The 13,901-nt window shown below is 47.1% G+C and carries 9 protein-coding genes; 8 read left to right on the forward strand and 1 reads right to left on the reverse strand.

Annotated elements, in window-relative coordinates:
* Nucleotides 1-15 precede the first annotated feature (15 nt).
* From ABXR35_RS06650 to ABXR35_RS06675, 6 genes are all read left to right on the forward strand, one after another.
* Nucleotides 16-1,626, forward strand: coding sequence for a response regulator (locus tag ABXR35_RS06650; RefSeq protein WP_367057182.1), 1,611 nt, complete (start codon nucleotides 16-18; stop codon nucleotides 1,624-1,626).
* A gap of 406 nt (nucleotides 1,627-2,032) precedes the next feature.
* A complete protein-coding gene (locus ABXR35_RS06655; RefSeq protein ID WP_367057185.1) occupies nucleotides 2,033-2,302 on the forward strand; it encodes a hypothetical protein in 270 nt (89 codons plus the stop codon).
* 345 nt (nucleotides 2,303-2,647) lie between these two features.
* Nucleotides 2,648-4,312: an extracellular solute-binding protein gene (locus ABXR35_RS06660; protein WP_367057188.1), complete on the forward strand. Its 1,665-nt coding sequence runs from the start codon at nucleotides 2,648-2,650 to the stop codon at nucleotides 4,310-4,312.
* A 123-nt stretch (nucleotides 4,313-4,435) separates the two neighbouring features.
* On the forward strand, nucleotides 4,436-5,329 hold the full coding sequence (locus ABXR35_RS06665; RefSeq protein ID WP_367057191.1) for an ABC transporter permease: 894 nt from the start codon (nucleotides 4,436-4,438) through the stop codon (nucleotides 5,327-5,329).
* Nucleotides 5,330-5,356: 27 nt separating this feature from the next.
* Nucleotides 5,357-6,235 (forward strand): carbohydrate ABC transporter permease, encoded by an 879-nt coding sequence (locus ABXR35_RS06670; RefSeq protein WP_367057194.1) that lies wholly within the window; start codon nucleotides 5,357-5,359, stop codon nucleotides 6,233-6,235.
* Nucleotides 6,236-6,678: 443 nt separating this feature from the next.
* Nucleotides 6,679-8,757 (forward strand): beta-galactosidase, encoded by a 2,079-nt coding sequence (locus tag ABXR35_RS06675; protein ID WP_367057197.1) that lies wholly within the window; start codon nucleotides 6,679-6,681, stop codon nucleotides 8,755-8,757.
* 133 nt (nucleotides 8,758-8,890) lie between these two features.
* Here ABXR35_RS06675 and ABXR35_RS06680 read toward each other — a convergent pair whose 3' ends face one another.
* A complete protein-coding gene (locus ABXR35_RS06680; RefSeq protein WP_367057200.1) occupies nucleotides 8,891-9,922 on the reverse strand; it encodes a glycoside hydrolase family 53 protein in 1,032 nt (343 codons plus the stop codon).
* 834 nt (nucleotides 9,923-10,756) lie between these two features.
* Here ABXR35_RS06680 and ABXR35_RS06685 point away from each other — a divergent pair.
* Both ABXR35_RS06685 and ABXR35_RS06690 read left to right on the forward strand, forming a co-directional pair.
* On the forward strand, nucleotides 10,757-12,298 hold the full coding sequence (locus ABXR35_RS06685; RefSeq protein WP_367057203.1) for an N-acetylmuramoyl-L-alanine amidase family protein: 1,542 nt from the start codon (nucleotides 10,757-10,759) through the stop codon (nucleotides 12,296-12,298).
* A 302-nt stretch (nucleotides 12,299-12,600) separates the two neighbouring features.
* A complete protein-coding gene (locus tag ABXR35_RS06690) occupies nucleotides 12,601-13,815 on the forward strand; it encodes a C40 family peptidase (RefSeq protein WP_367057206.1) in 1,215 nt (404 codons plus the stop codon).
* The last annotated feature ends 86 nt before the right edge of the window (nucleotides 13,816-13,901 follow it).

The raw sequence follows: 13,901 nt of genomic DNA on the forward strand, positions 1-13,901 counted from the left end.
GGGAAGTGAATGAACATGGTAAATATTTTGCTTGTGGATGATGAATCGTATGTAACGGAAAGTCTAGCGCTGACCATCCCGTGGGAACAATTGCGCATTGATCAAGTATATTGCGCGGATTCAGTAGACGGAGCGCTATCGTTGCTTACAGAACATGAGATTGATATTGTGGTGACTGACATTCGGATGCCAGATCGTGACGGATTGGAACTGCTGGGCGAATTGTCACGCAACTGGCCTGCTGTACGTTCGCTCGTGCTGACGGGACATTCGGATTTTGAATATGCACAGAAGGCGATTCGGCTCAAGGCGAGTGATTATATTTTAAAGCCTGTCGATGACGATCAGTTTATGGAGAGCATTGGCAAGGCAGTTGTTTCTATTGAGCAGGAGTGGGGACAGCTGGACAAATATAATCAGCTTGCTTATCGTCGCCAGTCGGAGCTGGAATTGCTGCGGGATGGACTATTGAGCGATATGCTGCTTGGTCGTGAACTGAATGAACGTGAGCTGCCTGAGCGACTGGGCAATTACGAGATTGCGTTGCAGCCCGGACGATTGGCGCGTATGTTGTACGTCTCGACTGGCAGCTCATTACGCGGGATGGAAGAGAGCGAAGCCAGACTGCTGGAATACGCGGTTGGCAATATTGCTGTAGAATTGCTGGGCAGTCAGGCTCCCGTCTGGTTTGGTCGCGCTCCTCACAGCGGACTGGTGATGCTGTGGCAGACAACTGCTGATGTGCTGAGTACCGAAGAACGTCAGCATGTGCAGGCATTGGTCGACAATGCACGAACATATTTGAAAATGACATTATCAGTGTATGTGAGCGAACCATTCGCCTTCCCAACTGAGATTGCGACTGCGTACCGTCATGTGCTCCGCTCCGCTCAGCATTCCTCTGGTAGCAGCGAACCACAAATTCATTTACTGCAACCGGAAGGCGGCGTACAGGAGCGTCCAGCAATGATCAAATATATGGAGCCACTATACCGTCCACCAACGCTGATCCATCTGCTGGAATCCGGTCAATGGAACGGTGCGCGTGATAAAGTGATGGCGGTACTGGATACGTTGGAGCCGTTGCCGCTCACTCATGAACATCTGTATGAGGTGTATCTCGCAGTCAGCAATGCGCTCGTATACATGTCTCACCATCACGGACATATGCTTGGCGAAAGTGATGCTGGTGGATTGGACCCATTTTCCGCCCAGCATATTACCGGCTCACTCGATCGCTTGCGCAGCTGGTGTATAAACGTACTAGGGCGCTTGGAGGTGCAGCAAACCGCCTCGCATAACGAACCAAGCCGCAGCCGAGTCGTCAAGCAGGTGCAGGAAATTGTCTCCGACAGTCTTGGCCAAGACGTCTCCGTCAAAAGCATTGCCGACCGTGTGTACTTGCATCCGGTCTACCTTTCCAAAATCTACAAAGCTGAAACCGGCGAGGGTCTGGGCGATTACATTATCCGTATTCGTATGGAAAAGGCACTCTACCTGCTCAAACACACCAACCGCAAAATTTACGAAATCACTGCCGAACTCGGCTACCAAAATCCGCAATACTTCAGCAAACTATTCAAAAAACACTACGGCATGACACCAAACGAATTCAGAGATAGCTGAGTGGAAATAAATATGTGTACTGGGCGGGGAACCGCTTCGGAAAGGGATAAGGGCATGAACTCCGGTGGACGGACGAGAATCTACGGATTAGAAGTTACTTGTAGATTCTCGCCCGTCCAAAGCAGTAAGATATTTTGCTTCGCAAAAATCACTTTTTATTGAACCCCGCGTTTAAAATTCACAAACGCTATAAGTCGTTCATTGCCCTTATTCCCTTTCCTCCGCTCCGCCGCAACACATTCATTTCCCAGCGGGGAGGGGTAGTAGGAAAGACGAAATGCATCAATAGAGGCGGTTGCTTAATTTTAGGTGATAGAGATGTAATGGTTGAAGTAATGGAAAAGATTAAAATTATTTATAAGATTTGAACATTGAGAATCAAAATGAAAGAGAGGAGACAGAATAAATGGAAATAAAAGAATGTCCGCAACTATACTGTTTTCATTGGTTAGAAAAAGACGAGCAACATCTTCCTTTTCTATTTAGCCATTTAGAACAAGCAACATCCATAGTCGATGCCGCCAAACCTCAACAACAAGCACGTTGCGGATGCGTATTCGGTACTTGCATCAGACAAAGCAAATCTTTAAACGACAAAGACCGCTATGAACCAAACGAACCCCAATTGAAAAAAGACGGATTCTCCACCCAATACTCCCAAAACCCATTTAAATAACAAAGAATACCCCTAAGAATAAAACAATCAACTCATATACATAAGAACTATGGGATTATTAAGAATGTAACTCTAATGATTCAATATGAAATGAAAAAGCAAAAACAAAGTACCAACAAAACACCCCAAAATCTACCCCCATCAACTTACTCCCCCTCCCCCCACCAAACTCAAGGTTTAGGAACCCCTCACAATGCCAAATGGCAAAATCCCAACTAACATGTTGCAAAAGGTGCAGGAATATTAACTTCGTGACATAGGCGGAATCCCAACCCTCCCGTATAATAAAAACATGAACAACAGATTACGACATGCAGGGTTTAACCTGAAGGGGGAGCAAGCAACATGGGAATGAAAAAATTGGCTGCAGTTCTGCTGACAACTGTGCTGACGGCTGGAAGTCTGGCGGCATGTGGCGGCGGTGGCGGAAACAGTACAACGGCATCGGCTACAACTGAAAACGCATACAAAGAGAAATACGATCCACCAGTAACGATTTCGACCGTATGGGGTGTCGATCCGACACTGCAATTCAAAAACGGTGAAACGATTGAAAATAACGTAGCTACAAAATGGGCAAAAGATAAGCTCGGTATCGACATCAAATCACTTTGGTCAGTCACAGATACAAACGGAGCGTTTGCAACCAAAATGCGTCTGGCAATGTCTTCTGGACAGGAAATGCCGGATGTCGTAACAATCGGTGATGCACAGCTTGCACAGGATCTGATCGACTCTGGCATGTTTAGCGAAGTGGGACCGCTGTTTGACAAATATGCCTCCGATACATGGAAAAAAGCGATGGAGCAAGACCCGAACGCTTGGAACCCATACATCCGCGAAGGTAAAAAGATGGGTATCCCCGTTCTTGATTACGCATACAACCACGACTACGTACTTTGGATTCGTCAAGACTGGCTGGACAAGCTGAATATGAAAGCGCCAACCAATATGGACGAGTTGGAAAAAGTAATGGAAGCGTTCAAAGATAAAAACCCAGATGGTCTGTCCCCGGATAAAGTCGTTCCACTGAGTATCGGCTTCAAATCGTCGATGAACACATGGATGGGCGATCCGTCTTGGATCTTCGGTGCTTACGGTACATTGCCACAACAATGGAATGTAGCTGCAGACGGTACCCTGCAATACGGTTCGATCCAACCGGGCATGAAGCAAGGTCTGGAAAAACTCAAAGAATGGTTTGACAAAGGTTACATCCCGAAAGAAGCTGCATTGTGGGATGAAAACAAAACATCCGAGCCAGCAGTTGCTGGTACAGCTGGTATCATTCCGGGTCCTTACTGGATGAGCGGATGGCCGCTGCAAGACACAGTGAAAAACGCACCGGGCGCAGTATGGAAGCCAATCTCGATTCCTGTTGGTCCTGACGGCAAAGCGATGCGTCACGGCACAAGCACAACCAACGGCGTCATTCTGATTAACAAAAACATGAAGCACCCTGAAGCACTGTTCACGTACGAAAACTACATGTTCGATAATCTGGCGAACCCGACCAAAGATAGCGAATTTAACAACGGTCTGTTCAAAGGATATGACTATGATCTCGACGCATCCGGCAAAAACGTGCCAATCGACAAAATTGATGGTGGTTACGTAAACAGCGTTCGTTACCTGCTGGTACGTGACGGTGCTCGTATTCCAAATGCACAAATGGACGCTCTGCTGAAGCTGGCTGACGGCTCCAAACCAGAAACTCGTCTAGAACGCGATGTTGCGACCAACTATGGTAAAGAAACACCAGATGCAGCCAAAGTGCTGATGTCTCAAAAAGATAGTTCGTATCCAGATATGTTTACTGGTCCAACGACTCAAAGTATGAAAACCAAAATGGATTACCTGAACAAAATTGAAAGTCAGACTTTTAATGAAATTATCTATGGCAAATCCCCGATCGATTCGTTTGATACCTTTGTACAAACATGGAAATCGTCCGGTGGCGATGATGTAACCAAAGAAGTAAACGACTGGTACAGCAGCATTAAAAAATAAACTAGAATAGCAAACCAACTGTAGCAGGTACAGCCGCATAAAAGGAGATAACGACCTGGACTCCGGGTCGTTATTTTCTTAAATGGTCATGCCTGCATCGCCCCAACTGTAGGAGGAGAGTATATGAAAACATTAAAGAAAACGTGGCCGTTCCACGTCATGCTGCTGCCGTCAATGATTTTCCTGCTGTTATTCAGCTACCTGCCGATGGGCGGGATTGTTATGGCTTTTCAAAATTACAAGCCGTGGCTTGGCTTTACTGGCTCAGAATGGGTTGGGCTGGACAACTTCCGTTATCTATTCGAGCGTCAGGATAGCGTACAAGTCATCTGGAATACACTGATCATCGCCGTATTGAAGCTAATCTTCAACCTGCTTGTTCCGTTTGTATTCGCGATTTTGCTGAACGAAATCCGCCGCGTCAAATTGCAGCGGACGATTCAAACGTTGGTCTATCTGCCGCACTTTCTGTCTTGGGTTATCTTGGGCGGTATCCTGATCGATCTGCTAGCAACGGATGGTTTTGCCAACCGTATTCTCAGCTCGGTCTTCGGCATTCAGCCAATCTTTTTCCTCGGAGATAATGACTGGTTCCGCTTTACGGTCATCGTATCGGATGTGTGGAAGGAATTCGGTTATAACACGATCATCTTCCTTGCTGCTCTGGCAGGCATTAACCCAGCGCTGTATGAAGCTGCTGAAATGGATGGTGCGACTCGCTGGAAGCAAACGCTGCATATCACGATGCCAGCAATCTTCCCGATTGCAGCCGTTGTCGGCACACTGGCACTTGGTAACGTATTGAACGCTGGCTTTGACCAGATCTTCAACCTGTACAATCCGCTCGTTTATGAAAAAGGCGATATTATCGATACGTTTGTGTATCGTACCGCGATCCTGAACGGGGAAATGGGCTTTGGTACAGCAATCGGTCTGTTCAAATCGGTCATCAGTATGGTACTCATTCTACTTGCTTACCGTGCTGCCGCCAAATGGGCGAACTACCGCATCTTCTAATGACTTACGAGGGAAAAGAGGGAAACCATGTACTATAAAACAAGCGGTTATCGCATTTTCAATGTATTTAATATTGCCTTTCTAATCTTCCTGTCAGTCATGTGTATCATTCCGTTGGTACACGTACTGGCGGTATCCTTTAGCTCCAAGGCAGCGGCTGATGCCAATCTCGTTGGCTTGCTGCCCATTCAGTTCTCCATCGAAGCATACAAAAAGACCATGTTCAACCCAGTCTTCCTGCATTCGATCTGGATTTCCGTATTGCGTACTGTAATCGGTACAGCAATCACCTTGTTTCTGACCTTCCTAGCAGCGTATCCACTATCTAAGGAAGAATCGGTATTCAAAGGACGTACTATTTACTCTTGGCTGTTTGTATTCAGCATGGTATTTACCGGTGGTTTGGTTCCGTTTTACATCGTGATCCAGAAGCTTGGTCTGATCGATTCCTTCTGGGTACTGGTATTGCCGGGTGCGGTGAATACGTTCCTTGTTATTCTAATGATGAACTTCTTCCGTGGGATTCCGAAGGAGCTGGAAGAGGCGGCATTTATGGATGGCGCGGGTCCATTCCGTACACTGTTCACCATGTATCTGCCGATCTCCATGCCATCCATTGCAACGATCACACTATTCAGTATGGTATTCCACTGGAACTCGTGGTTTGACGGGTTGCTGTATTTGAACAATTCCAACCAATTTCCACTGGCAACCTTCCTGCAAACAGTTATCATCCAGCAGGATATGAGTTCCATGAGCGCCAGTCCAAAAGAGATGGAACTGATCTCCCAGACGACAGTCAAAGCAGCTCAAATCTTCATCGGTGCTGCTCCGATCCTAATTGTGTATCCATTCCTGCAAAAGTTCTTTGTCAAAGGAATGACACTAGGTTCGGTCAAAGAGTAGGCTGAACCCATTTATTCGAAAAGCAAAAGCATGTACAACCCATAGCTTTCTACCATCATAAGCGGAACCGAAACAGAGAGACAATCAACGGCTGGTAATATTCCATTCCAGCCAACGGCTCCGCCTCAACCTATTCATTCAAGCCATCACTTGGTATGAATATTCCATTACAGTCATTCGCTAGTCTCATCATCAGCAGTAAGCATCATCAATAAACCAAATTACTTCAAGATGGCTAAAGTCTGCATATCGGTCTACATTCCAGCGCTGTACCAGCAGTGCCTAAAATGCAGCCGATGTACGGGCTTTATGCTTTGATAGTTATCACAAAAAGATTGTTAGTTCGTTGATAGTTGCATTTTTTAAATCTAATTTCTAACAATTAAACTATCTATCTACATTTTTTCTATTCATTCTATTATTACAATCTAAAGGAGTCTACTATGACCAATCTAACGAACAACGTAACCCCAACTTGGACTGCCATGCTGCATGGTGCAGACTATAATCCAGAGCAGTGGAGACATCGCCCAGACATTCTGGAAGAGGATATTCGTTTAATGAAATTGGCAAAATGTAATGTGATGTCGGTCGGCATTTTCTCTTGGGTATCGCTAGAGCCGGAAGAAGGCGTATATACGTTTGAATGGTTGGATCAGGTACTGGATCGGTTTGCTGCCAACGGCATTTCCGCGTTTTTGGCAACGCCGAGTGGAGCGCGTCCAGCATGGATGTCCGCTAAGTACCCTGAAGTACTGCGCATTGAGAAGAACCGTGTTCGTAATCTGCATGGCTTCCGTCATAATCATTGCTTTACTTCGCCAGTCTATCGTGAAAAGGTAGAGAATATCAACACACTGCTCGCAGAACGCTACAGCGATCATCCAGCAGTCATCGGCTGGCATATTTCCAATGAATATGGTGGCGAATGTCATTGTGACTATTGTCAGGAAGCATTCCGCAACTGGGTGAAAAAGAAATACAATAACGATCTGGATCAGCTCAATGCAGCATGGTGGACTACGTTCTGGAGTCATACATACACCGACTGGTCGCAGGTGGAATCACCAGCGCCGCATGGGGAGACTCAGGTGCATGGGATGAATCTGGACTGGAGACGCTTTGTGACCGACCAGACGGTAGATTTCTGCCGTCACGAGATTGAGCCGCTGCGCAAGGTAGAACGTTTGCTGCCTGTAACGACGAACTTTATGGAATTTTTTGAAGGATTGAACTACTGGAAATTCGCTGATCTGCTCGATATTCTGTCTTGGGACAGCTATCCAACATGGCATGACCTGGAAGGCGATGGTATGCAGGGCGCGAAAATCGCCATGATGCACGATATTGTGCGTTCGATCAAGCAACAGCCGTTTTTGTTGATGGAGAGCACTCCAAGTCTGACGAACTGGCAACCGATCAGCAAAAACAAACGTCCGGGCATGCACCTACTGTCTTCGCTGCAAGCGGTCGCGCATGGCTCCGATTCGGTACAATATTTCCAATGGCGTAAAAGTCAGGGATCGAGTGAAAAACTGCACGGTGCAGTTGTGGATCATGCTGGACATGAGCACACGCGCGTATTCCGCGACGTACAGGATGTGGGTCAAGCGCTGGAACAGCTGCAAAGTATTCGTGGCAGTCAGGTAAACGCGGAAGTAGCCGTTATTTTTGACTGGGAAAATCGTTGGGCAGTGAAGGATAGTCAAGGTCCGCGTAACAGCGGCATCGGCTATGAACAAACCGTGCTCGACTTTTACCGCGAATTTTGGAAACGAGGCATCGCTGTCGATGTGATCGATATGGAGCAGGATCTGTCCAAATACAAAGTGGTCGTTGCCCCTATGTTGTATATGGTACGCGATGGTGTAGGCGCAAGCTTTGAGCAATTTGTCAACAATGGCGGTACATTGATCAGCAGCTACTGGTCTGGCATCGTAAACGAGAATGATCTGTGCTTCCTCGGCGGATTCCCGGGTCCACTGCGCAAGGTATTGGGCATCTGGTCAGAAGAAATAGACGGGCTGCATGAAGGCGAGCGTAATCGTATCATTCCAAATGAAGGTAACTCACTGTCGCTGGAAGGTGAATATGCCGTACAGGATCTGTGCGATCTGATCCATCTGGAGAGCGCCCAGGCACTCGCAACCTATGGCGATGATTTCTACGCTGGTCGTCCTGTACTGACTGTGAATTCATTTGGCGAAGGGGAAGCGTATTATGTGGCAGCCCGCACTCGGGATCATTTCCTTAGCGATCTGATCGAAGGAGTAGTAGAGCGCACGCAGGTTACTCGTACACTGGCGACTGTATTGCCGCAGGATGTAACTGCGCATGCACGCGTACAGGGTGAGAGCGAATTCGTGTTCCTGCAAAATTACAGTGAAGAAACCCGCAGTCTGCAATTGGACGACCGCGATTATACGGATTTGCTGCATGGCGACAGTATCGCAGCTGGTAGCCAGATTGAACTGGAATCGTTTGGTATTCGTGTACTGAAACGAGCAGTAACCGTCGAATAGCATCTGTTATCACAAAAGAGCCGCAGGATCGTTATCATGTAACGATCCTGCGGCTCTTTTTGTTATGTGTTTGAATGGAAACCAATGTGCTGCCATTTGCATTCCTTATAGCCATGAATCATAGAGAGGAAGATTAATTTAGAAAAGCATCCATGGCAATCGTTACTTTCCCTTTGGAATCAAAAGCACCTTTGGTATACGCATACCATGTGCCATACGATTCAGGCTCCCAGTAGAATACGCCCAGACCTTTACCGCCTGAAACGGAACGTGTTTTGGCAAGAATATCAGTCAGGAACGCTTTGGCTGTCGTTGGATCACTTGCATCCATACCAACTTCACACACCATGACTTCTTTACCATAGCGAGCCACCATATCGTTCATATTGGTGAGCGCTTGCTGATCTAGCGTTTGCCAATTGCTTTTATCTGGATAGAGGGACATGCCGATGACATCATATTTTGCGCCATTGGCTTTCAGACCGTCGAACATCCAGCGGAACAGGGAGTTATCATAGCCATTGGACAAGTGTACGATGACTTTCGTACCCGAGTTCACTTTTTTCACAGCATCGTAGCCGGAGTTGATTAGCTGGGCAAAATTGCTCATGCTTTTGGATGCACGTCCATCTTCCCACAGCATACCGTCATTGGTCTCATTACCAACCTGTACCCATTCCGGTGTAACGCCTTGCGATTTCAATGTATTCAGCACATCGTAAGTATGATCATAGACCGCTTGCTTCAGACCATTGAAGTCTTTGCTCGCCCAAGCGGATGGCTTGGATTGTTGACCCGGATCTGCCCATTTGTCACTGTAATGGAAATCAATCATAATGCGGAAGCCCATATTTTTGGCACGTACTGCTTGTTTAACAACGTCCGCTTTATTGGAAAAGTTAATAGATGGATTCACCCATACGCGCAAGCGAATCGAGTTCACACCATGATCTTTCAAAATTTGCAGCAAATCTTGCTTGTTACCAGCATCGTTGTAAAATGCCCAGTTGTAATATTCCATTTCAGAGAGCCAGCCTACATCCGCACCTTTGGCAAATGCCGTTGCTGCTTCCGCTTTAGGAGCGGGGGAAGTAGCTACGCCAAGCCCGCTGATTAATGCAACACTGAGTGCCAGCGCTGTAATCCGTTTGATCATTTTTTTCATCGTGATCTGTTCGCCTCCAACTATGTTTGTATGCGTTTACAAAAATCATATTCCCAATACGTTCTTCGCGAAGGAACAGATTTATTGTAGCGCGAACACGTCACTAGCGGTACAGATAAAAAGTCAATATTTTAGCACTTTTGTGAAGATTGTGATGATGGATATATCTCATTTTCGCAATCACCAAGGAAGCATTGCCGTCTTTTGACAAAGCAGTAGCATTTTTGCCATCTGGCAGCAAGCAAAGTTTACAAGCTGCAAGATTCTGATTATCATAATAAAAGATATACATAGTGTACGGCATCATCCATTCGATGAAAGCGTACCACAGGAGACACGCAGGCAGAGCGCAAACCTGTTCGCAGGGCATCATCATTTGGAGAGGAAGGGAGGCAGCGGTAGCAACGGGTTGATTGGTTAGCAGGGAAACAGGATCAACCATTCATCGATCAGGATGGCAACATCCATCGGCATCATTTCGTCAGGATCAATATAGGCAGCACATCAGTGACATTGTATTACCAATCCGTATGGCTTGTATGCCAACATACGCGAATGGGATGTTACGGATGCAGAGCGCTGCTATTCACATACAGATGAAGACGGACAGAACGGATGAAGAAATGATGTCAAGACTGTGCAATCTATTCGTTTCGACCGATATAAGCGATAAGATATGCCGCTGAGGCTACGATACCTTTTCATGAATCTCTAAGCTGGCGTATGTCATCGTGGGAATCGGAAGGGAACGTCAGAAACTGCGCAGTCAATCACAATACGGACTGGGGTATGACAGAAGCTACAATCGTCAACCAGAGAATGGCAGGAGGATTTATGAACAAAAAACACAACTGGATACTGGGATTGCTGCTGGTTTTATTCATGCTAGTGCTGCCGACGGCAGTGCATGCAGCGGATCAGGCGCATATCAACCTCAATGGCAAAAGTATTGACGTGCCTTCCAATGTGCAGATTACCAGCGTCAAAGGCAGTGTCATGGTGCCATTGCGTCTCGTCGTGGAGCAGCTCGGTTATAAAGTAACCTGGTCTGGTTCTACGCAGACTGCCACAATCAAGCAAGGTAAGACTGTGGTAGCACTGACTGCGAACAGCACGACAGCGAATGTCAACGGCAATGCGGTGGATCTGGAAGCTGCTCCTTTTGTCAAAGGCGGTACGACGCTAGTGCCACTTCGCTTTTTGAGCGAAAATACTGGTGCAACCGTCAAATGGGACAACAGCTCCAAAACGGTTTACCTAACCACACCGTCTACATCGACACCAACAAGTGGCAACACAACGAATGGTTCGACGACAACGCCAACGAGCGGGAACACAACGAACGGTTCGTCAACTGCGCCAACGAGCGGGACGACAGCTAGCTCCAATGCGATGGTGGATTCGATTAGTTTTAGCGATAATCGGATGACGATTACAGTGGAGGGAAATGTAACGCCTAAGTCTAGTTCACTGACCAGCCCAGATCGAATCGTTCTTGATCTGCCGAAAACGGCATTGTCCGCAGCTTTTCTGAATGGACAGCAAATGAGCGTTGGGGATGTCGGCAAGGTCGATGTGACTGGCTATCCACAAGTATCGGGTATTCGCTACTCGCTGTTCAGCGATAGCCCATCTGCGGTACGTGTCGTGCTAGATCTGACTGCTGCACAAAAGTACAAGGTGATCACCGATACACCGGGTGTCATCATTGTTGAACTGGATGGCAATGCAACAGCGGGTGGTACAACAGGTACGACTACTGGACAAAATGGTTCCACCGATAATGGCTCCACACCTGTACCTGTTACTCCAGGTTCGGGTCCAGGCGATGATGGCAAAAAAGTCGTTGTTATTGATGCAGGTCATGGCGGTTCCGACCCAGGTGCAATCAGTATCACGAAGAAGAACGAGAAGGACTTCACACTGGCAGTCGTTTTGAAAATTCAAGCGCTGCTGCAACAAGAGCCGGATATTGATTTTGTGCTTACGCGCAGTGACGACAGCTATCCGACCTTACCGGATCGCGTCAAGATCGCCAACAATCTACACGCCGATGTGTTCGTTTCTATTCATGGCAACAGTACATCGTCAGCAGTGTCGCCAAGCGGTACGGAGATTTATTACACTCGTGCTGACAGCGTAAGCTTTGCCCAGATGGTACATGATCATGTGGTGCAGGCTCTAGGGTTGCCAGATCGCGGTATCCATGCGAAAAGTCTGCATGTTACGCGTGAGACGACCATGCCTGCTGTACTGGTGGAGGCTGGTTATTTGAGCAATGCAGGGGATGAATCGCTGATGTACAGCGATGAATTCCAGCAAAAGCTCGCTCAAGCAGTCGTGGATGCTATCAAGCAATATTTGAATGTGCAATAACGATAAAACGTTAACAAAAAAGTGAATCTATTGTTATTTTTAATCGACAACATTTGATTCAGTGTGGTATAAATGTGGTAAGCAACTATGATGAAAATATGACGTCACTGTCATTTTGTTTCATTCATAGACGTGCTTACCACATTTTTTTATCACTTTTGGCTGCTTTTATCATACTTTTTTCATAATTGATTCGATTTTTGTCATTTTTGATTAACGGTTCTGACGGGATTGTCAGATAGTATACATAACCCCATGATTACGCAGCATGAACAGCCCCATAACCGCTGAGGAGGACATCCATGAAAAGAAAGCTCATTACACTGCTCACTGCTGCTGTATTATTAACTTCCGCTCCAGACATTAGTCAGGCGGCAGTAACGACCGTACCGATCGGTAAAGTGAATATGCCCGTTAACTTCCGCTCCGGTCCTAACACAGACAGCACCGTGTACAGTACACTTCAGCCGGGAACAAGCATCAAAGTACTGCGTCAAGTGAACAACTACTGGCTGCGTGTCAAAGTCGGTGTCAAAACAGGCTATGTGTCTGCTAGTTATATCGACTATAAACCGTCCGCAGATTGGGCAACGGTCAAGAGCAGCACTTCAACCGCGACTGGGTCGGCTACCATTACCTCTGGCAGTGCATCAGGCAATGGTACAGTGACCAATGCGTCATCATCCGTTCCGGTGACAACGACAGGCAGTAGTGTTGTCACATCGTCCAGCCCTGTTAGCACGCCGCCAACTACAAGCGTTTCCAATAATGATGCTACTAGCGCAGCCCCTGCACCGTCTGCGGTGAATGCACCCGGAACAGGGCTTGTGGAAAAAGGCGTGAATTTCCGCGCGGAACCAACGACGGGGAGTGCGGTACTTCGTGTATTGCCTGCGGGAGAAGTATTCAGCGCATTGGAGCAGCCTAGCGCAGCTTGGATCAAGATCAAGGATAAAGACGGTGTAACGGGATATGTATCCGCAGATTATGTATCCTATACGCTACCTGCTTCGCAGACCGCCGTGCTGTCGGAAGTGCCATCGCAAACAGTGGATCAAGTGGAAGAACAGCCATTTAATCCGCCAGCTTCATCCTTCAGTTTCCCTACACTATCGACCGGTTCACCGCTCGATGAAGCATCTGCCGACCGTATTATTGCAAATGCACTTGCGTTACAGGGCGTGACTCAATATGGCTTCGGCAAAAATGAAGCGCCGACTCTGTTTGATTGCTCCTCCTTTACCCGTTATGTATTCGGGCTGGAAGGTATCGATCTGGCATGGGGAACGCGTTATCAGAAAGATGTTGGCATCGAAGTGGAGCGCGGTCAATGGCAGAAGGGTGATCTGCTATTCTTCTCCGGCGGCGATCCTAACGTGATTACGCACGTAGGTATTTACGGCGGCGACAACAAGCTGATTCACAATAGCCCAAGCCTGAATGGAATTACGATTTCCAACCTTGATCTGCAATATTGGGTGGATCATTATGTAACAGCGCGCCGGATACTGCGTTAAATGAAGACGATATTTGCCTGTCCGGGTAAGGATTGGAACTCGGACAGGTTTTTTGTGTCTTTCATTTGTCAAAATGTTGTGTCTTA

The sequence above is a fragment of the Paenibacillus sp. JQZ6Y-1 genome (genome assembly GCF_040719145.1).
Taxonomy (GTDB): Bacteria; Bacillota; Bacilli; order Paenibacillales; family Paenibacillaceae; genus Saccharibacillus; species Saccharibacillus kandeliae.

Bases quoted from the DNA above. Each gene is read 5' to 3' on its own strand.
- ABXR35_RS06650 (WP_367057182.1), top strand. From the start codon at position 16: ATGGTAAATATTTTGCTTGTGGATGATGAATCGTATGTAACGGAAAGT.
- ABXR35_RS06655 (WP_367057185.1), top strand. From the start codon at position 2,033: ATGGAAATAAAAGAATGTCCGCAACTATACTGTTTTCATTGGTTAGAA.
- ABXR35_RS06660 (WP_367057188.1), top strand. From the start codon at position 2,648: ATGGGAATGAAAAAATTGGCTGCAGTTCTGCTGACAACTGTGCTGACG.
- ABXR35_RS06665 (WP_367057191.1), top strand. From the start codon at position 4,436: ATGAAAACATTAAAGAAAACGTGGCCGTTCCACGTCATGCTGCTGCCG.
- ABXR35_RS06670 (WP_367057194.1), top strand. From the start codon at position 5,357: ATGTACTATAAAACAAGCGGTTATCGCATTTTCAATGTATTTAATATT.
- ABXR35_RS06675 (WP_367057197.1), top strand. From the start codon at position 6,679: ATGACCAATCTAACGAACAACGTAACCCCAACTTGGACTGCCATGCTG.
- ABXR35_RS06680 (WP_367057200.1), bottom strand. From the start codon at position 9,922: ATGAAAAAAATGATCAAACGGATTACAGCGCTGGCACTCAGTGTTGCA.
- ABXR35_RS06685 (WP_367057203.1), top strand. From the start codon at position 10,757: ATGAACAAAAAACACAACTGGATACTGGGATTGCTGCTGGTTTTATTC.
- ABXR35_RS06690 (WP_367057206.1), top strand. From the start codon at position 12,601: ATGAAAAGAAAGCTCATTACACTGCTCACTGCTGCTGTATTATTAACT.